Annotated in this window: 21 protein-coding genes and 1 other RNA gene; 14 read left to right on the top strand and 8 right to left on the bottom strand. The window is 30.5% G+C overall.

Annotation, left to right across the window (positions count from 1 at the left end):
* Positions 1-4: 4 nt before the first annotated feature.
* From aroQ to D1817_10070, 3 genes are all read right to left on the bottom strand, one after another.
* Positions 5-421 (bottom strand): type II 3-dehydroquinate dehydratase, encoded by a 417-nt coding sequence (gene aroQ / locus D1817_10060; GenBank protein ID AXT20207.1) that lies wholly within the window; start codon positions 419-421, stop codon positions 5-7.
* A gap of 83 nt (positions 422-504) precedes the next feature.
* Positions 505-1002: a hypothetical protein gene (locus D1817_10065; GenBank protein ID AXT20208.1), complete on the bottom strand. Its 498-nt coding sequence runs from the start codon at positions 1000-1002 to the stop codon at positions 505-507.
* Between the two features lie 98 nt (positions 1003-1100).
* Positions 1101-1979 carry a hypothetical protein gene (locus D1817_10070; protein ID AXT20209.1) on the bottom strand — a complete coding sequence of 293 codons (879 nt, stop codon included), beginning with the start codon at positions 1977-1979 and terminating at the stop codon, positions 1101-1103.
* A 50-nt stretch (positions 1980-2029) separates the two neighbouring features.
* On the opposite strand from D1817_10070, the gene D1817_10075 reads away from it, so the two are divergent.
* Positions 2030-2401, top strand: coding sequence for a TM2 domain-containing protein (locus tag D1817_10075; protein ID AXT20210.1), 372 nt, complete (start codon positions 2030-2032; stop codon positions 2399-2401).
* A 79-nt stretch (positions 2402-2480) separates the two neighbouring features.
* Entirely contained in the window at positions 2481-3389 is a 909-nt protein-coding gene (gene xerD / locus D1817_10080) for a site-specific tyrosine recombinase XerD (GenBank protein ID AXT20211.1), read from the top strand.
* Positions 3390-3437: 48 nt separating this feature from the next.
* Here the strand turns inward: xerD and rny are convergent, their stop codons facing one another.
* The 4 genes from rny to D1817_10100 all read right to left on the bottom strand — a co-directional run bounded on the left by rny (position 3438) and on the right by D1817_10100 (position 5844).
* A complete protein-coding gene (rny, locus tag D1817_10085) occupies positions 3438-5015 on the bottom strand; it encodes a ribonuclease Y (GenBank protein AXT20212.1) in 1578 nt (525 codons plus the stop codon).
* 51 nt (positions 5016-5066) lie between these two features.
* Positions 5067-5196: non-coding RNA, 6S RNA (gene ssrS / locus D1817_10090), on the bottom strand.
* Positions 5197-5254: 58 nt separating this feature from the next.
* Positions 5255-5539 (bottom strand): cell division protein ZapA, encoded by a 285-nt coding sequence (locus D1817_10095; protein AXT20213.1) that lies wholly within the window; start codon positions 5537-5539, stop codon positions 5255-5257.
* Between the two features lie 14 nt (positions 5540-5553).
* On the bottom strand, positions 5554-5844 hold the full coding sequence (locus D1817_10100; GenBank protein AXT20214.1) for a hypothetical protein: 291 nt from the start codon (positions 5842-5844) through the stop codon (positions 5554-5556).
* Positions 5845-6020: 176 nt separating this feature from the next.
* On the opposite strand from D1817_10100, the gene D1817_10105 reads away from it, so the two are divergent.
* The 12 genes from D1817_10105 (at position 6021) to D1817_10160 (ending at position 20405) form a co-directional block, all read left to right on the top strand.
* The gene (locus tag D1817_10105; protein AXT20215.1) at positions 6021-7709 is read left to right on the top strand and encodes a M23 family peptidase; all 1689 of its coding nucleotides are present in this window, start codon (positions 6021-6023) and stop codon (positions 7707-7709) included.
* 17 nt (positions 7710-7726) lie between these two features.
* Positions 7727-10189 carry a TonB-dependent receptor gene (locus tag D1817_10110; protein AXT20216.1) on the top strand — a complete coding sequence of 821 codons (2463 nt, stop codon included), beginning with the start codon at positions 7727-7729 and terminating at the stop codon, positions 10187-10189.
* A gap of 130 nt (positions 10190-10319) precedes the next feature.
* Positions 10320-11468, top strand: a complete 1149-nt coding sequence (locus tag D1817_10115) for an ergothioneine biosynthesis protein EgtB (GenBank protein ID AXT20217.1) — start codon at positions 10320-10322, stop codon at positions 11466-11468.
* Between the two features lies 1 nt (position 11469).
* Positions 11470-12417, top strand: a complete 948-nt coding sequence (egtD, locus tag D1817_10120) for an L-histidine N(alpha)-methyltransferase (GenBank protein ID AXT20218.1) — start codon at positions 11470-11472, stop codon at positions 12415-12417.
* Positions 12413-13111: a hypothetical protein gene (locus D1817_10125; GenBank protein ID AXT20219.1), complete on the top strand. Its 699-nt coding sequence runs from the start codon at positions 12413-12415 to the stop codon at positions 13109-13111. Before egtD ends, D1817_10125 begins: the two co-directional genes overlap by 5 nt.
* Complete coding sequence (locus D1817_10130; protein ID AXT20220.1) at positions 13108-14067, top strand: alpha/beta hydrolase; 960 nt, start codon at positions 13108-13110, stop codon at positions 14065-14067. Before D1817_10125 ends, D1817_10130 begins: the two co-directional genes overlap by 4 nt.
* Positions 14068-15234 carry an alanine--glyoxylate aminotransferase family protein gene (locus tag D1817_10135; GenBank protein ID AXT20221.1) on the top strand — a complete coding sequence of 389 codons (1167 nt, stop codon included), beginning with the start codon at positions 14068-14070 and terminating at the stop codon, positions 15232-15234. It begins immediately after the preceding gene.
* Positions 15235-15298: 64 nt separating this feature from the next.
* Positions 15299-16069 carry a hypothetical protein gene (locus D1817_10140; GenBank protein ID AXT20222.1) on the top strand — a complete coding sequence of 257 codons (771 nt, stop codon included), beginning with the start codon at positions 15299-15301 and terminating at the stop codon, positions 16067-16069.
* An 82-nt stretch (positions 16070-16151) separates the two neighbouring features.
* Positions 16152-16637 carry a sigma-70 family RNA polymerase sigma factor gene (locus tag D1817_10145; GenBank protein ID AXT20223.1) on the top strand — a complete coding sequence of 162 codons (486 nt, stop codon included), beginning with the start codon at positions 16152-16154 and terminating at the stop codon, positions 16635-16637.
* 5 nt (positions 16638-16642) lie between these two features.
* Complete coding sequence (locus D1817_10150) at positions 16643-17254, top strand: hypothetical protein (protein ID AXT20224.1); 612 nt, start codon at positions 16643-16645, stop codon at positions 17252-17254.
* A gap of 167 nt (positions 17255-17421) precedes the next feature.
* Positions 17422-19119 carry a hypothetical protein gene (locus tag D1817_10155; GenBank protein AXT20225.1) on the top strand — a complete coding sequence of 566 codons (1698 nt, stop codon included), beginning with the start codon at positions 17422-17424 and terminating at the stop codon, positions 19117-19119.
* Positions 19120-19139: 20 nt separating this feature from the next.
* Entirely contained in the window at positions 19140-20405 is a 1266-nt protein-coding gene (locus D1817_10160) for a hypothetical protein (protein AXT20226.1), read from the top strand.
* A 4-nt stretch (positions 20406-20409) separates the two neighbouring features.
* Here D1817_10160 and D1817_10165 read toward each other — a convergent pair whose 3' ends face one another.
* Positions 20410-21195: a hypothetical protein gene (locus D1817_10165; protein AXT20227.1), complete on the bottom strand. Its 786-nt coding sequence runs from the start codon at positions 21193-21195 to the stop codon at positions 20410-20412.
* Between the last annotated feature and the right edge of the window lie 103 nt (positions 21196-21298).

Raw genomic sequence — 21298 nt, forward strand, 5'->3', positions numbered from 1 at the left:
ATGCTTACAAATAACTTTGTATTGCTAATTCATAACTCTGTAATCCAAAACCAAGAATAACTCCTCTCGCATTAACAGAAATATATGATTGATGTCTAAATTCTTCTCTAGCATAAGTATTAGAGATATGCACTTCAACTACTGGCGTTTCAATAGCTTTTACAGCATCACCTATTCCAATCGACGTATGTGTATATGCAGCTGCATTTAAGATAATTCCGTCATAAGAAAAACCAACTTCCTGTAGCTTATCAATTAATTCACCTTCAACATTTGATTGAAAATAATCAATATGAACATTCGTATATTTTTCTTTAACTATTTCAAGGAATTCAGAAAAAGATAAGCTCCCATAAATATTAGGTTCACGTTTTCCTAATAAATTTAAATTAGGTCCATTAATGATGATTAATTTTTTCATAAGGTAAAGGTATCAAAAAATTGAGCATAAAAAAACCGAAGCTTGTCCTTCGGCTTTTTTATATTCATTAGAAAATTTAAGTGTTAGAAACTAAACTCTAATCCCAATGTTGCAATATTAAAAGCACTTTGTTCTGGAATAGTAATAATTACACCTCTAAACGCTCCTACAATAGCAATAGTATCACTCAATCCTAATTGTAATTTTGGTGAATAATAAAACCCTCCATTATTAGCTCTATCATCCACACCTATAGCATACCCGATATCTCCACCTAATACAAATCGTTTTGATAAATTAAGACGGAGTGTAGCTGCTATAGGGAAAAATTGAATATTATCTAACTCAATTCCATTTATAGTTTCTCCAAAAGAACTATAATATCCAATTGATATTCCTGTTGCAAATGTATCAGAAACTTCATATTGATAAGCTGCATTAATACCTAAAGAAAAAGTTGTAATATCTGCAGCTCTAGCTGTTGGAATTCCTCCAAAAACTTCAATTTTATATTCTTCTTGAGCAATAACATTTGTGAATGCAAGTATAAATAATGCAAAAAGTAATGTAATTTTTTTCATTAAATAATTGTTTAAGATTAATAGCTAAGTAAATATATAAAAACTAATATACGGTTCTAAAATATATAGTCCATCTACTCTATTTCAGGGTTATATCGTTATTTAAAGGTTCTACTTAATAAATCAATTTTTGCCTCTTCTCCTTTTTTTAAATTAGACAGCACATCAATTATTCGCTCTTGCTCTTTAATTTTAACAACCATTGTATTTGGAGAAATGCTTCCATTATTTTGTGCAACAATTTTTATTGTCGCTTTTTTTCCATCAATAACAATAGGGATTATCTTTTCTGAATTGATAATTTCATAATTTCTTAATATTAATTTATCATTTATAAATATTGATACTTTATCTCCATCTTCTTGTCCACCATCATAAATAATCAAATTTACTTTTTCAGATTTTGTAAATACACTTAAGGTTTCATTCTTTCTAAGCATATTCATATTTAAAGTATCTAAAAGTTTAATAGGATTGATTTTTTCTTTTAAACTATCACTAATACGCTTAGATCTATTTATTTTCTTTGTTATTTTCTCTGTTCGTTTTATGATTTTTTCAGCTAATGTCATTTTAATTTCTCCATCGATACATTTTTGTTTATCAGAAAATAAGCCTTCAAAACTCCCTTCTAATAATTTTGACTTTTCTAAATTAAAAGCATTCGATTTAAAGTGAATAAAACAAAAATCGTCTTGTGTTATTGGCGATTTAGTATAAACAATTCCTTTTTCACTAAAATTAAGAGTTCTATCTTTTTCGTCATAGCTACCTGAAATTTCAGATTTTGTTTCATGCTCGCCACCTAAATCTGTTATGGAGTATCCTTCTATATTTCCTTTATTCTCTTGAAATATAATTTTATATGAAATAAAAGAGGTATCGCTAATTTTTATTGCTCCAAAATATTTGTGATCATTTTGTGCATAAACTCCAATAATAAAAAAATAAAAAAGAAGAAATAATTTATAATTCATAAGATTTTTATGTATACTTTAGTAAGAACAAACTTAAACCAATTTTAATTATGAAAGGTAAACTATTTTTCACATTATTAGTATTTTTATTATCAATGTCAGCAAGCTATGCTTCATTTCCTGTTGTTAGAACTGTTAAAGCAGCTTCATTCCCTGTTGTTAGAACAGCAGAAGCAAATACAGAGACAATAACGGACAACTCTGAAAGTGTATTATTAGCAGCTCCAGCATTAAGAGCTTCAAAAGATATGTGGGTTGCTGTTGCATTCTGGTTTTTCTTAGGAGGGTTCGCTGCACATAGATGGTATTTAGGTAGTCCTGTAGGATGGAATATTTTATTTATTCTTACATTGGGAGGATTAGGTGTATGGGCTATTGTCGATCTAATAAATATACTCACCAGAAACTGGGATGGGTTATAAAATTATATTTATTAAAAAATAAATAGTTTTAAATTAATGAAAAAACCACTTTTATAGAGTGGTTTTTTTATATTTAAATATGAATTGGGCACAGGCTTTACATGATTACACGTATTATCTAAAATTAGAGCGTGGTTTATCTCAAAACTCTATTAATAGTTATGCTTTAGATATAAAAAAACTGATCAAGTTTATTGAAATAAATAAAGTTAAAGAATCTCCTTTAAGTATAGATTCTGAAATTATACAAAAGTTTATTTATGAAACCGCTAAAACTGTTAACCCAAGAAGTCAATCTCGAATAATTTCTGGTTTGCGTAGTTTTTTTGATTTTTTAATTTTTGAAGGTTATAGAGAAACAAATCCCTTATCATTAATAGAGTCTCCAAAGGTTGGTCGAAAACTCCCAGATACATTATCTACAGAAGAAATTGATTTGCTCATACAACAAATAGATTTAAGCCACCCTCAAGGTGAACGTAATAGAGCGATTATTGAAACTTTATATAGTTGTGGGTTACGAGTGAGTGAATTAACTCATTTAAAATTATCTGATTTATTTTTTGAAGAAGGTTTTATTAAAGTAACAGGGAAAGGTAATAAACAACGTTTCGTGCCTATAGATTCTCAAACACAAAAATACATTACGATTTATAAAACCGAAATAAGAACACATATTCCAATTGTTTCAGAGTATAGAGATACTTTGTTTTTAAATAGAAGAGGAAAACAACTAACCCGTGCAATGATCTTTACTCTAGTAAAACAGCTAGCAGAAAAAGCAGGTATTCACAAAAGCATCTCTCCTCATACGTTTAGACATTCGTTTGCATCTCATTTATTAGCTAATGGTGCAGATTTAAGGGCAATACAACTAATGTTAGGTCATGAAAGTATAACTACTACAGAAATTTATATGCATATAGACAAAAGTCAGTTAAAAACATTAATGCATACTTATCATCCCAGAAATAAAAACATCCAGTAAAACAAATACCGGATGCTTAAAATAAATCAATAAACTATAATATCTATATTATTTGGCAATATTTACAGCTCGAGTTTCTCTAATTACTGTTACTTTAACTTGCCCTGGATAAGTCATATCAGTTTGAATTTTCTGAGAAATTTCAAACGACAGGTTCGCAGCTACATCATCTGTTACTTTCTCGCTTTCTACAATAACACGTAACTCACGCCCTGCTTGTATAGCATATGCTTTTTTAACTCCGTTAAATGCAAATGCTATATCTTCTAAATCTTTTAATCGTTGTATATACGAATCTAATACTTGGCGTCGTGCTCCAGGTCGTGCTCCAGAAATAGCATCACAAACTTGTATAATTGGAGATAGTAGCGACTTCATTTCTATTTCGTCATGATGCGCTCCAATAGCATTACATACCTCTGGTTTTTCTCCATATTTTTCTGCCCATTGCATTCCTAAAATAGCATGAGGAGTTTCCATATCTGCTTCTGCATCTGGCACTTTCCCTATATCATGTAACAACCCAGCTCGTTTAGCTAACTTTGGGTTCAATCCTAATTCGGCAGCCATAACGCCACATAATTTTGCAACCTCTCTAGAGTGTTGCAATAAATTTTGTCCATAAGAAGAACGGTATTTCATTCTTCCAATTGTTTTAATAAGTTCTGGATGTAATCCGTGAATTCCTAAATCGATTACTGTACGTTTTCCAACTTCAATAATCTCTTGTTCTATTTGTTTTTGTGTTTTTTTGACAATTTCTTCAATTCTCGCTGGGTGAATTCTACCATCTGTAACTAATTTATGAAGTGATAATCTTGCAATTTCTCTTCTTACAGAATCAAAACATGATAATATAATAGCTTCAGGGGTGTCATCTACAATAATCTCTACACCTGTAGCAGCTTCAATTGCTCTAATATTTCTTCCTTCTCTACCAATAATTCTACCCTTAACATCATCCGATTCAATATTAAATACAGATACACAATTATCAACTGCTTCTTCAGTACCTATACGTTGTATTGTATTAATTATAATTTTCTTAGCTTCTTGCTGTGCAGTTAATTTTGCTTCTTCAATTTTATCTTGCACATACCCCATCGCATCATTTTTAGCTTCACCCTTTAAAGCTTCCACTAATTGTGCTTTAGCATCTTCCGCAGATAATCCAGAAATAACTTCTAATTGTTGAATTTGGCTCTTATGTAATTTTTCAACTTCATCTTTACGTTTTTCAAGATAATTTAATCTATGATTATAATCTTTTTCTTTTGCTTCTAACTCTACATTAAGTTTTTTATGTTTTGATAACTCTGAAGATATTTGAGACTCTTTATCTCTTGTTCGTTTTTCTGCTTCAGCCATTTTTTTATCACGAGATAAGATTACTTTTTCGTGTTCTGACTTAAGTTCTATAAAACGCTCTTTAGCTTGAAGCATTTTATCTTTTTTAACAGCTTCTCCTTCTTTATTAGCTTCTTTAACTATAGATGAAGCTTCTTTTTTGGCAGATATTATAAGTTTTGATGCACTATTTTTCTCTAACACCTTAGAGATAATAAATCCTATAACTACACCTGCAATAATCCCTCCAACAATATATACAATTGTATTCGTGTCCATTTCTGTTTATATTAATTTAAAAAAAAAGCCCACATTAGCTTCGTTTTGTATAAACTCCTTAAAAACAAGTTTAGGGTTAACAAACTGATCAAGTATCTGCTCGAGATACTGAATAAAATTCAGTACTAGCAGCTCGCTTTTACAGCTTAAACTCACCCTTTATAAAGAATTAACGTTGAGTTTATCAAAAAATAACTAATGCAGGCAGTAACCTATTTTATTTTAAAGAACGAAAGAGTTTAAAACTCCTTTAAAAGCTGATCTAAAGCACTAAGCCTTTGCTCAACTTCTTCATTTAGATTTGTATTATCAATTTTTTTCTGTTCATTCCGAGATGCAAATTGTAAAGCACACATTGCTAAAACATCTTGCTTATCTCTAACAGAATAACTTTGCTCAAATTGTTTAATCATCTCATCAATCTCTTGTGCCGCTTTTCGTAAACCTTCTTCCTGAGCTGGTGCAATAGTTAAAGGATATACTCTATTTGCTATAGATAGCTTTATTTTAAGCGTTTCTGACATTTAAATCGATTGCATTATTCAGATAATTGAGATATACAATGATCTATTTCTCTAATTAATGCATTTATTTTGAGCTTTGTTTCTCTTTTACTTTCATCACTGCCTAATATTGAATTTGCAAATTTCAATGATTCATATTTTTCTTCCCAAGAGTTTATTTGTGTTTCTTGTTCTGTTATTTTCTGTTTAGAATCTTGTAATTGCTTATTTAAATTGGCATTTGTTTGCTTTAAAACTTCTAGTTTATGCAAAACTTTGCTTACTCTATTCTCTAAAGAATCTACAATAGCTTCGATATTACCCATTTAAAAAATTCAATACTAATAACACAAAGTTAACATTCGAAAACAAATTAGCAATTGTTTTTACATAAAATTTTTAATCTATTTATCTTTATTCAACTACAATATCTTTTTAGAAAGAGAAGTTATAGTATATTAATTACAAATTAATATTTTAGCATCATTAACGTTTATATTTTATGCCCAAAGGATTTTTTTTCTTATTTATTCTCAGCTTACAGTTCTGTTTTGCACAAAATCCTTACCCTCAAGACTATTTTAGAAGCCCTTTAGATATTCCCATAATACTAGCTGGTACGTTTGCAGAACTACGTTCTAACCATTTTCATTCTGGTATGGACATTAAAACACAGCGTCGTGAAGGGTTAAAAGTTATTACTGCTGCTAAAGGTTATATAAGTAGGATTAAAATTTCGCATTGGGGTTACGGTAAAGCTTTATATGTAACACATCCTAATGGTTATGTTTCTGTATATGCTCATCTTCAAAAATTTTCTCCAAAAATTGAAGCCTTTATAAAACAACAACAATATAAAAAAGAGACTTTTGAAATTGAACTTTTCCCAGCTCCCGAAACATTATCTGTAAGCACAAATGAAGTTATTGCATTTTCAGGGAATACTGGAGGGTCTAGTGCCCCTCATTTACATTTTGAGCTTAGAGATAAAAATGAAAGACCAATAAATCCAATGTTATTTGGGATAGATACAAAAGATACAAGACGGCCTGATGTTACTGGTATTTTTGCATACCCAATTAACGATAGTGCCCATGTAGATACATCTAATAATATAAAAAAACTAAGATTAATCCCTTTAGAAAATGGAAATTATACTGTTGAACAAATTAATGCTCACGGTAAAATTGGATTTGGAATAATTACAACAGATAAGTTAGATTTAGCTTCTAATAAAAATGGAGTGAGTAATATTCAGACATTTTTTAATGGAAGCCAAAATTTTGAAATAGATTTTAAGCGTTTCTCCTTTAATGAAACAAAACACATTAATCGATTAATAGATTATTCATACTATCAAGAACATAAAGATCGAATTCAAAAATTATTTCTTCAATCTAACAACCCATTGAGCATTTATAAGAATATTGATAAAGGTGGATATCTAGAAATTCAAGATAGTACATCAAATATTTATAAAATAAAAGTAACAGATTTTAAAGGTAATGAAACAACAGTTTCAATCGAAATTTCTGGAAAAAAAATAAATCATATTCAACCAAAAAGAATTAAAACTACTAATCATTATATTTATACCAATCAATCTATAACTTTACAAGATAAAGGTGTCTCTGTATTTTTACCTAAAGAAACCTTTTATGATGATTTGTTTATAGATTTTAAAGTTAGTAGTGATACCTTAATACTACATAACTCTAATACTCCAACTCAAAAGTATTTTTCAATTAATTATGATATTAATAATTATACAGATGCAGATAAAGACAAATTATTTATTGCTCGTTTAAATAAGTATAACAATAAAACATATATACCTACAACAAGGAAAGGAAATATATTAACTTCGAGAACTAATGTTTTAGGAAGATATGTCATTGCATCTGATACTGAAGCTCCAACAATCACTCCCATAAATTTTAAAAGTCAAAAATGGATTAGTAACGAACGTTACCTAAAATTAAAAATAGACGATAAGTTATCTGGAATAAGTAATTATAGAGCTACAATAAATGGTAAATGGGTACTTATGGAATATGAACCCAAGAAAAAATTATTAGTTCACGATTTTAATGATGCAATTATTACAGATACTGAACAGAATTTAAAATTAATAATTATAGATAATGTTGGAAATAGTTCTACATTTGAAACAACTTATTATAGAAAATAAAATCCTTATATAATCTTTTGAATATTAAACTTTACGCTTTTAAACTTATACTCTTATTACTACCATTATTTAGCTTAGCACAAACTGCTACAATAAAAGGCATTATTTTAGATGAGAATAATACCCCTATTTCTAATGTAAATATCAAAGCTAGAGAATTAGGAACTTCTACAAATGAAAACGGATTTTATCTATTAAAAGTTCCTGCTAATACAGATATTACAATTGTTTTCACACATTTAAGTCATAAAAAAATAAGTGTTAAATTCAATTTTAAAAATGGGGAGTCTATAGAATTTAATCCTGTAATGAAAGTTGATATTGAGCAAATTACAGAAGTAGTGATTAAAAGCAGTGATCGTAAAGCGTTAGAGGGAATTACAACTATAGATCCAGAAATTATAAGAACTATTAAAGGTGCTCAATCGGGGGTTGAAAATATATTAAAAACATTACCAGGCGTAAGTATTACTAATGAATTAAGTACACAATATAACGTTAGAGGAGGGAATTTTGATGAAAACCTTGTTTATGTTAATGAAATAGAGGTGTATCGCCCCCTTTTAATTAGATCTGGTCAACAAGAAGGGTTTAGTTTTGTAAATAGTAATTTAGTACAAAATGTTGATTTTTCTGCAGGAGGTTTTCAAGCAAAATATGGTGATAAATTATCTTCTGTATTGGATATTACTTATAAAAACCCTATTAAATTTAGTCTTAGTGCCGATGCAAGTTTATTAGGAGGTAGTATCACTGGAGAAGTTATATCTAAGGATTCTAAGTTTTCTGGGATTGGAGGTATACGATTAAGAGATAATAGTTTATTAGTAGAAGCTCGACAAACTCAAACTAATTTCGATCCTTTATTTTTAGATGGGCAAGCATTTTTAACTTATCGTTTTTCAGATAAATTTCATTTAAGTTTTTTAGGAAATGCTTCGCTTAATCAATATAATTTTGAACCTGAAACACAACAAACTAATTTTGGAACTATTGATGACCCTATTGCATTGCTTGTTTTTTTTGAAGGTCAGGAACGTGATGAATATCAAACATTATTTGGAGCTTTAAAAGGTTCTTATTTTGTAAATGATGATTTAACCTTAAAATTTATAGCATCTACTTATCATTCACAAGAAAGGGAATTTTTTGATATTCTTGCTCAGTATAGAATAGGGGAAGTTAATAACAACATTGGCAGTGAAGATTTAGGTGATGTAGAGTTTAGTCAGAATATTGGAAGTCAATTAACACATGCCAGAAACGAATTAGATGCATTAATTACTTCTGTTGAACATAAAGGAAATTATAACGTTAAAGAAAATAATTTTGAATGGTCTATAAAATATGTAGATGAAGATATTCGTGATCGCTTAGATGAATTTGAAGTCATAGATTCTGCTGGATTTTTAATTAACCCTCCAGACGTTACACCTAGAAATGATGAGCCTTTTGAACCTTTTGAAGGGCCTTTAGTAGCATTTCAAAGCGTAAATGCTATTAATAATACTAAAATACAGCGTCTACAGGGGTATTTACAATGGAGCAGGCGAGATGAAATTAACGGTCATGAGGTATTTTACAATGTAGGTACTAGGGTACATAATTGGTCTGTTTCTGGTTTAGGTATAGAAAAAACAAATCAAACTGTATTTAGTCCAAGAGCTCAATTTGCAATTAAGCCTGGTTGGAAAAGAGATGTTCTTTTTAGGCTTAGTGGTGGTGTTTATCATCAACCTCCATTTTTCAGGGAATTAAGAGATTCTTCAGGAGTAGTACAACCTAATGTAAAAGCTCAAAAATCTATACATTTAGTTGCAGCAAATGAATATAGTTTTAAAATGTGGGATCGCCCTTTTAAACTAATTACAGAAGCGTTTTATAAAAACATAACTGATGTAAACCCTTATACGCTTGAGAATGTTCGAATTCGTTACAGAGCAAGAAACAGTGGTAAGGCTTTTGCTTATGGTTTAGATGTACGTCTTAATGGTGAGTTTGTTCCAGGAACACAATCATGGTTTAGTTTTAGTTATTTAAAAACTGAAGAAAATATTGATGGACTTGGTTTTATACCTAGACCTACAGATCAGCGCTTAAAATTTGGTGTGCTTTTTCAAGATTATGTACCAAATATTCCTGATTTAAAAGTATATCTTAATTTAGTATATAATACTGGTGTCCCTGGAGGGACACCTCGTTTTGCTGACCCACGTGGGTTTAGAAGGCGTTTACCTGATTACAGGCGTGCAGATGTTGGGTTTTCTTATGATATTGTAAATGGTAATAAAAGATATGATAGTGGTTGGAAAAGCGCTTTTAAATATTTGAGTTTAGGCGTTGAGATTTTTAATATTTTTGATGCTCAAAACACAATTACAAATACTTTTGTAAGGGATGCATCAAGCAGACAACAATTTGCTGTTCCAAATTTTTTAACACCACGAATTTTTAACGTTAGATTAAGTACTAAATTTTAACATCACGTTATTACGTCTTTTAAAAGTTTCTTTATCTTTACCTTTCTTAATTATAAGCATAGTCTTTACCTTATGAAGCTATGATTTCACTATTAAGTTTAATCAAAATCGATCAACCATCGACTTTAAAATGAATAATCTAACTTCTTTATTTTCACAAACAAGACAACGTTCTGAAGATATTTGTTCACCATTATATATAGAAGATTATATTCCTCAATCTGCAGAATTTGCAAGCCCTCCGAAATGGCATTTAGCTCATACTACTTGGTTTTTTGAGGAAATGATTCTAAAAAAATACTTAAAAAACTATAAAATATTTAATAGTGATTTTAATTTTTTATTCAATAGCTATTACAATTCTGTAGGTGATAAAGCAATACGCGCAGAACGTGGATTAATAACACGTCCAACCGTAGATACTGTTTATAAATACCGTGCTTATGTAGATGAGCAAATAAAAATCTTATTATCAGATGCTAACGACGAAATTAATTCGCTAATAACAATAGGTATACATCATGAACAACAACATCAAGAGTTATTGTTAACCGATCTAAAATATGTGCTTTCTAAAAACCCATTACATCCAGTTTACGAATCCAATTTTAACCTAATAAAAGATCGTAACGATAATACTGGTTGGGTTTCTATTACTGAAGGTATTTATGATATTGGGCATAATTCAGGATCGTTTTGTTTTGACAATGAGTTAGGATATCACAAAGTATTTTTAAATAATTATAAAATTTCTAAAACTTTAGTTACTAATGGAGAGTTTATTGAATTTATTGAAGATGGCGGATATGAAAATTTTAAGTATTGGTTAGACGAAGGTTGGACTTGGTGCCATACAACTAAAGCTAATCAACCATTATATTGGGTCAAAAAAGATAACAGTTGGTTTTATTATACTCTATCAGGACTACAACCTATAGATCTAAACGCCATATTATCTCATATTAATTATTACGAAGCTAATGCCTATGCTACTTGGAAAGGGTATCGTTTGCCAACTGAGTTTGAATGGGAAATAGCATCTCATCAATTTAAATGGGGGAAACGTTGGGAATGGACAAATTCTGCGTATTTACCTTATCCTAATTTTAAAATTGCTGAAGGCGCTTTAGGAGAATACAACGGAAAATTTATGATTAATCAAATGGTACTTAGAGGTGCTTCTGTAGCAACTTTTAAAGGACATAGTAGGCATACTTATCGAAACTTTTTTCACCCACAATTACAGTGGCAATTTTCAGGAATACGACTTGCACAATAAAATGATTAAGCAATTTAAAAAAGATGTAGAACAAGGATTAAGCTCTACTCCAAAAACATTATCTTCTCAATATTTTTATGATAAAAAAGGAAGTGAACTATTTATAGAGATAATGAATTTACCTGAGTACTATCTAACACGCTCAGAATTCGAAATTTTCAATAAGCAAAGTAATTCTATTATTGAAGCTTTAAATATAAGTACTTCAACTTATTTCGAGTTGATAGAACTTGGTGCAGGAGATGGCACTAAAACTAAGCAATTATTAAAAGGTTTAAGTAATAAAAATTACAATTTTAAGTATTTGCCTATAGATATTTCTTTGGATGCTTTAAATAATTTAGAGGAGAGTTTAAAAAATGAGCTGCCACAGATAGAGGTTATTAAAAAACATGGTACTTATTTTCAAACTTTAGAATCTATAAAAGATTCTCATCACCCGAAAGTAATTTTATTTTTAGGATCCAATATTGGTAACATGACTGATGATATTGCTGAAGAATTTATGACACAACTCAGTGAAAATCTCAATCCAGGAGATCAACTTCTTTTAGGAGTTGATTTAATTAAATCTAAAAATATTGTATTACCAGCTTATAACGATTCTAATGGAATAACAAAAGAATTCAATCTCAATTTACTACATAGAATTAATAAAGAGCTTGATGGAAATTTTAATATTGAGTATTGGAAACACTCTCCAAAGTATAGCGAAAAAACAGGTGTTGCAGAAAGTTATATCGAAAGCGTAATCAAACAAAGTGTTACCATAAAAAGTATCGGTAAAACTTTTTATTTCGAAGAAGGAGAACAATTAAAAACCGAAACTTCCCGAAAATATAATGATACTATTTTAAAAAATATTATCAAAAATGCAAAATTCAGTATCTTTAAAAAATTCACAGATAGTAATAATTATTTTTGCAATTACTTATTAGTAAGACATTAACTTAGTGCTTAAATCAAATACAAATATTGGAGTTTTAGGATTAGGAAGCTTATCTACACTCTTTTATTTAGAAACATTAAACAAGGTATATAACCGTAATTTTGGTGATTACTCTACTTGCCCATTACTACTTTTAAATACAAATTTTAATGAGATCAATCCTTTTTTACCAGATCAGTACAAATCATTAGAAGCAAACCTTCTACCATATCTAAAAAAAATGGAGGAATTAAATATTTCTCATCTTTTAATTCCAAATATTACACTTCATAAAACATGGGAATTATTGAATAAAAAACAATCTTTTAAATATACCATTTCCCACCCTATAGAGCTTACCATTCAATCTTTAAAAAGAAACAAGCAAACCAAAATTATATTATTTGCTTCTTTCTTTAATATGTCTTCTAATTGTCTGAAAATTTATTTTTTAAATGAAAATATTGAAGTGATTACAGTATCTGACGATAATATGCAGTTTATAGATCATATTCGTAAACAAGTTTATTCCGGAATTACAACTATGATTGAACTTGAAAAATTTAATACTTTAGTAAATTCATATGCAAATGATGTTGCTGTCATTTTAGCTTGTACAGAATTATCAATTGCTTACAAGGGGGCTCATCAAAATGTTTATGATATGGCTCATCATCAAATTAATGATACTATTAAAAAATTAATTACATCATGAGATATTTCTGTTTAAAGCAATTAAAAAATATTGCAGCTCTATTTTTTTTAGGGTTTCTTGTATATAGCTGTGGTACTAGTAAAAAAATACTTCTTGATGAGGAATTTAATTATACAGAATTTAGAAATTCTCAAGATATATTTAAATCTACTGACGGTAATATAAAATATATTGATAAAGGTGAAGGTGAGGTGATTTTATTGTTACATGGCGTTCCTACTTCTTCATGGTTATATCGAAAAATGATAGATGGTTTAGTAAATAAAGGATATCGTGTAATTGCTCCAGATATGCTGGGATTTGGAAACAGTGATAATCCTGAAGGTTATGATATATATGCTCCAGAGCAGCACGCAAAGCGTTTAGGAGCATTAATGAAACACTTAAACATTACAAATTGGACACATATAATGCATGACGCTGGTGGTTTGTGGACTTGGGAATTATTCAAGCAAAATCCTAATAAAATAACCAAGTTAGTTATTTTAAATACTATTATTTATGAAGAAGGATTTAAACCTCCCATACGAATGAAACCAGGGGTTTTTGCTAAATTTAGTATGTGGTTATATGATAATAAATTAACAACAAACACAATGGTTAATAAATTATTTAAAGAAGGTCTTGAAAATACAAAACTAACAGAAGCAGCCCTTGAAGGGTATAGAACTCCTTTAAAAGAAGGGAAAACTAAAGCCCTGTATCAGTTTTTCACCAATACTTGCAATGATTTACCAAATTATGAAAATGTAATTAAAAATATTAACATCCCAGTAGCTGTTATATGGGGAAAGCATGATTCTTTTTTAAAATGGAAACCGCAAAGAGAACGAGTGCTGGCCGATTTAAATATAAATCCTAAATACGAATATATTATTGATACAAGTCATTTTTTGCAAGAAGAAGCCTCAGATTTAGTGAATTCTCATATTCTTAATTTTTTGAAAAACAATTAAATGAAATCCAGAAAACTATTAATGATACCAGGTCCAATTGAATTTGAACCTGAAGTATTACAAGCTATGGGTCAGCCTACAACCAGCCACGTAGCTCCAGATTTTATCGAGTCCTTTGGAAATACTCTAGAAATAATGCGAGACGTCTGGCAAGCACCTAATGGGCAGCCTTTTATAATTGCTGGTACAGGAACATTAGCCATGGATATTGCTGGAGCAAATTTAATTGAATCTGGTGATAATGCTTTAGTTATTTCTACAGGGTATTTTGGAGAACGTTATTTTGAATTATTAAAACGTTACGGAGCTAACGTAGATATCTTACATGCCGATATTGGAAATATTGTTCCTATGGAAGTTATAGACGAACAACTTTCTAAAAAAAATTACAAGCTTCTTACTTTTACTCATGTGGATACCTCTACAGCTGTATTAAATGATGCTAAAAATATTGGGATTTTAGGTAAAAAGCATAATGTACTCACCATTTTAGATGGAGTATGTTCTGTTGCAGGAGAAGATATAAAGCAAGAAGAGTGGGGATTAGACATAGTACTCACAGCTTCGCAAAAAGCCATAGGTGTACCGCCAGGTTTAGCATTATTAGTAGCTTCAAAAAAGGCAATATCTACTTGGGAGAATAGAAACACTCCTGTTTCTAATTATTATGCAGATTGGGGTAATTGGCTTCCTATTATGAAAGCTTATGAAAACCGTAAACCTTCATATTTTGGTACACCTGCTGTAAATTTAGTACAAGCCTTAGAAGTTAGTTTAAAATTAATTCTTGCTGAAGGTTTAGAACAACGTTTCATACGTCATAGAACAATAAGTAAAGCTTTTAGGGCTGCATTAGAAGCTATGGATTTAAGTTTCATCGCCAACTCTGAAGAAATTTCACCTAATACACTTACAGCGCCTTATTTCCCAGACGGAATTAATGGTGGAGATATATTAGCAGCAATTAATAAAGCTGGTGTGATTACTGCTGGTGGTTTGCTCGGAGAAATTAAAAATAAATATTTTAGAGTTGGACATATGGGCGTCGTTAATCGAGCAGATATATTGGCAACTATTGCAGCTATTGAAACTGCATTAAAAAATGCTGATCACTCATTTGTTATGGGTAGTGGACTCAAAGCTGCTATGGAAATTTTAAGTGACTAATTATAATCTTTCAAATGTTATTATCTTTCCGTTTTCTATTTGCTAATAATAATAATTAATCTAAATGACATCCGTTACACAAATATCATCTTACAAAAAAGATTCTTTTACGGCAGTTGCCAAAAATGGTAAAAGTATAACACATGATATTTACACATTGGGTGAAGGAACAAAAACTCTTATACTCATTCAAGAATTGCCTGGTATTGGTCAGGAAACTTTAGCATTAGCCGATCAGTTTGTGAAAAATGATTATACTGTTGTTTTACCACATTTATTTGGTCCTATTGGAAAAACAGCTACTTTCAGGAATCTTTTAAGAGTATTTTGCATGCGAAAAGAATTCAAATTATTTGCAACAAATAAATCTAGCCCTATTGTCGATTATCTTTCTGCATTATGTAGTGAAATAAAACAAAAATATAATGTAAAAGGTGTCGCTGTTATAGGCATGTGTTTAACAGGGAATTTTGCCATTTCTTTAATGGCAAATGATGCTGTATTAGCAGGATTTGCAAGTCAGCCATCTCTCCCGTTAACAAAGCAATCAGCCATACATATTTCACAACGAGAAATAGAACTTATTAAAAATAAATTAGATAATGTTGGTCCTATGCATTGTGGACGTTTTGAAGGTGACACTATTTGTTCTGCAAAAAAACTTAATGCTATAGATCAAACATTTAATAACGATAATAAAAAACGTATCATTCTTCATCAATTACCTGGTAAGGGGCACTCCATTTTAACTTTAGATTTTGTTGATAAAGAAGGGCATCCCACAAAAAAGGCGTTTAATACTGTTTTAAATTATTTCGATGAACATTTGAGTTAATTCTGTGACCTGAAATAAAAAAATATCTTTTTTGTGATTTTTTTGTAATAGTGTATACTTATACTACAAATACAATTCTTTAATGCAAAAAGAACAAGCGTTTACAGATATTATAAAAGAACACGAGGGTGTAATTTTTAAGATTACAAGGGTATACACACATTCTGATGACGATCAGAAAGATTTATATCAAGAAATTGTATATCAGCTCTGGAAAGGGTTTGATCGATTTCGTGGTGAATCAAAAATAAGTACTTGGATGTACCGTGTGGCACTAAACACTGCTTTTACTTTTTTAAGAAAAGAAAAACGGAAAGGACATAAAGTGGAACTTGATCATCTTCACTTAAAATATGAGCCTGACGATCCCATACTGGAAGAACGTTTAAAAGAAATGTATACTCAAATCAGAAAGCTTAATGATTTAGAAAAAGGATTGATTTTACTTCTATTAGAAGGTAAAAAATATGAAGAAATTGCGCAAATTACAGGGCTCTCTAACAGCAATGTAGGAACACGTATTTCTCGTATTAAGCAAAAATTAAAACAACAACTTGTAAAAAAATAAGATTTATGGAATTAGAAGAAATGCAAGCTGCATGGTCACAAATGAGTGGTCAACTAGAAAAACAAAAACAATTAACTAATGAGATTATTATAGAAATGACACAAGAAAAATATAGACGTAAATTTAATAAATTTCAAATTTATGAAGGCCTTGGGGCATTAATATGCTTTATATTCACTATATATCTCATATTAAATTTACACAAGCTTGATACATGGTATTTATTAACTTTTGGTATTATGATACTAGCCTATTTTGCAATTATACCAGCTTTAGTATTGAACTCAATTCAACGCATGAAAAAAATTAATATCATGACTAACAGCTATAAGGAAACTCTTGTTGAGTTTACTAAAAAGAAAAATCATTTATTATTTGTACAACGATTGGGTATCACTTTAAATTTTATTGTAGTAATTGCTATGTTACCTGTAATTGTAAAAATTGGAAGTAATAAAGATATTTTTATAGAAGTCGATAACATTTGGTATATCTATTCTCTTGTAATGATCATTTTTCTTGTTTTTGCATCTCGATGGGGCTACAAATGTTACAAAAACGCCATGACATCTACAGAGCATCTTATTAAAGATATAAATAATACTAACAATCAATAATTTAAGGTTTAAGGTAATTCTTAATCACACATTTTATCATTTTTTAGTTCATTTGTCATAAGCTTAGAATTTTAAAATTTAAGCACTATGAAATCAATAGTTAAAGAGTATTTATTTTAAACTAAGTTCGATTATATTTACAACATTATCTGTAACTTAAAATTAAAATGATTTTTAGAACCTCTCTAACTATTGCTCTATTTTGCATTTTATTTGGAACATATTCATTCAGTCAAAACGAAAATCCTTTAAATCCAAAATGGGATAAATATCATTCTACAGCAGAAGCTGATCGCTTGCTAAAAGCTTGGGCAAATGCATTTCCTAAATTAACCAAGCTCTACTCTATAGGGAAAACTTTAAAAGGTACTGATTTAATGGTACTGGAGATTTCTAATAAAGATACTGGGGCTGCAGATACAAAACCTGCATATTATTATGATGGAAATATTCATGCAGGTGAGCTAACAGGTGCTGAAGTCAGTTTACATTATGCTTGGTATCTTCTTACTAATTATAGTACAAATGAACGTATTAAAAATTTAATCGATTCACGAGTGTTATATATACGTCCTAAGTTTAACCCTGATGGTGCAGATTTAGCATTAAATACAGCAACAGTATTACGAAGTACGCCACGTCCTTATGATCAAGATTTTGATGGGCTACTAGATGAAGATCCCGGTAACGACTTAGATAATAATGGTATTATCACACAGATGCGAGTTAAAAATATTAATGGAAAATATAAAGTTAGTAAAGAAGATTCTCGTGTAATGATTCCTAGATCGTTTGGAGAAAATGGAGGTATTTATTATGATATATATACTGAAGGTATTGATGATGATAAAGATGGAAAGTATAACGAAGATGGTGTTGGTGGAATAGATATGAATCGAAATTTTCCTCGTAATTGGGGCTTAGAGTTTGAGCAATTAGGTGCTGGTCCTTACCCCCTATCTGAGCCTGAAACTAGAGCTACTATTGAATTCATCAATTCTAGGCGTCATATTACAGGTGTTTTTCATGGACACACATCTGGAGGGTTTTTATTTCGTTTACCGTCTACTACCAATTGGGACAATTATAATATGAGCGACCAACGTTTAATCATTGAACTCGCTAATAAATACAATACTACAACAGGGCAACGTGTGATTCCCAGCTATAGTAATCCGCGTTTGCATCGACATGGCACATTAATTAGCTGGTCATATTGGGATTTTGGAGTTCCTGCCTTTGTTCCTGAGTTTTGGGGAGGTTTTGTTGAAGATTATAATGGAGATGGACGTATTTCAGATGAAGAAGAATTAATATGGAATGATCGAGAACTTGATGGCAAAGGATTTATTAATTGGAAATCATACAATCATCCTGATCTTGGAGAAGTCGAAATTGGTGGTTGGAATAGGAAATTTACGTTTCAAAATCCTCCAACAAAATTCTTAAAATCTGAAATTGAGCAATATGTAGAATGGATGCTCTATTTAGCAGAAATTAGTCCTCTACTAACTATCAATCATGCCAAAGTTACTTCAATAGAAAAAAAGAAAATAGTCAATCTTTCTACTGAAATTCAAAATATTGGATATTTGCCCACAAATATTACAGAACGCTCTATCGAAGCTAAACTTTATCAACCAGTGCGTGCAATTTTAAAATTAAAAAATGCTAAGCTCATTTCTGGTAAATTTCGTACCGATTTAGGACACATTTCTGGAAGTCGAGATAGTGGTCAATCTGGAATTAGTAGTAAACGACATGTCAACTACGGAATTCAAATTACTGGTCGTAAAGCCTCAGCTACATTAATTATCCAATCTGATAAAGGCGGAACGGTTAAAAGAGTTATCACATTAAATTAATCTTTTTCAATAGTATTATAATGACAAAGCATTACCCTCTAAAATTAATAACATTAGTAATTCTAATGTTTTTCAGTATCGTTTCTCAAGCGCAACAAACACAAATCGATAGTTATACACAATACGAGTTGTTGGATCCAGATAGTCAATCTTTTCGTATTATTTACGATGTGAGTGGTACGACTGCTAATGCAAACTATTATTGGAATACTTTAAGGCGTGGTAGTGAGCATACTGTAGATAAAGTATGGGATTTATATTCTGGAAAAGAATTAGAATGGGAAATTGTAGAAGGCAAGATTGCTAAACAAAATGGATTGACTTCTGCATCAGAAAATACAGATTATTTACAAGTTACACTAGCAAGGTCAATTCCAAAAGGCGGACAAGCTCGAATACGCATTGACAAAACTTATAAAGATACTGCAAGTTACTTCAGAGAAGGAAAATCCATAGTATTCTCTCGTTCTTTAGGAATTAAACGCAATAGTATTATACTTCCAAAAGGCTACGAATTAACGCATTGTAACTATCCATCACAAGTGCAACTTACAGATGATGCCCGTATAAAAGTTAGTTTTTTAAATCGAGGGCCAGCTGCTGCTCCTTTGGTAATAAAAGCAAAACCATTGGCAAACAATACTGTTATTAAAACTCCGCAAGAAGATCGTTATAATCCAGGTATTGGTACTGCTAGAGATCAATCTAAAGCACGTTTAGGATATCAATTTAATGAGCGTGCTTTTCAAGATCGTGATATTGTATACTTTTTACAACAACCAGAAACACATTCTTTTTTATTATATCACGATTATACAGAAACACGCCCAGAAATGGATCGTTATCTTAATGTTGTACGACCAGGGAGCAAAGCTTCAAATCCTTCAGCAATTATTTTAGATACAGGAGAGCAGCTTAAAGTAGAAACATTTAAAGGAGAAGCAATCACCAAGCGTGGTATTGTTATTAATTCTGAAATTAAACCAGAAACCGAAGTAGTAGCCATTTGGTTTGATCCTGTAAAAAAAGGTGAATCCAGACGTTTACGTATTACTGAGACTTATACAGATCCAAATCGTTATGTAATATATAAAGATCAATTAGTATGGGATCGTAGTTTTGGACGCAATCGAAATACAGTGGTTTTACCCGAGGGTTGGTTTTTAACTACTTCTTCAATCCCAGCAGTGATTGGTCAAAACGAAAACGGTTTAACCACATTGCATTTTGTAAATGATCGTCCAGATAATATAGATGTGTTTATTAAAGCACAACGAAAAAATTAAGCTTTCAATTTGTTTGTATATCAGAGATACGTTCTACAAAAAATGTAGAAGTGCCTACTCCTTCAAGAGTAATAACATTTATTTGTGAGTTTGCATCAAAAATATGGATACTAATCACATCGTTTGCAGAAAATTCAAAAACATCTGCTAAGTGTAATGATGCAAAATCATGACGCGCATTATTAGTCATTAATCCTGTTAATGAAAAACTTCCAGTGTTCACTCCATTTACACGCAAAATAGCGCTTAACCCTGCATCTGTTTGACCACCCGATTGATTTTGTATACTAATATTATATTGTACGCGATAACGTCCAGATTGTGTGACTCTTAGTGTTTCATCATTTAATTGAACAAAAAGTGAAGGATCGTCATTCCATTCTACTGCACCAAAAATTGGAGTTAAAAGATTTGATCCGGTGGGGAAATTTAAATCTGTATTCGTATCTGTATTTGAAAACTTTGCTGATATAGGAGCACTACTAGTAGATGAGCTATTTCCTGTACTTAAACTCACCCAATTAGGAGTAGCTGGAGTACCAACATTATAATCAAACGTATTTGTATTAGAATTAAAAATTAACATTCCTGTTGCTGGAGTAGGAATTGCATCTCTTTGTAAAGTTGTTAATCTCGGAAATAATACTCCAGATGTTGTAGATGTTACATCAAAAGCAGCTTGTGGATTTGTAGTACCAACACCAACCTGACCAGAAAGCTTATTTAGGTTAAAAATTATAACTAAAGCACATATCAATGTGCCTTTTTTAAGTAGGTTTTTCTTTTTCATAGTTTGATTTGGGGGTTAAATCATTCGATTTGTCGATACATTTGTACTTTTTCTTACACCTGCTATCTATTAAATTCGTTAATGTTTACTTAAAAAACACTTC

Source organism: Flavobacteriaceae bacterium (assembly GCA_003443635.1).
Lineage (GTDB): Bacteria > Bacteroidota > Bacteroidia > Flavobacteriales > Flavobacteriaceae > AU392.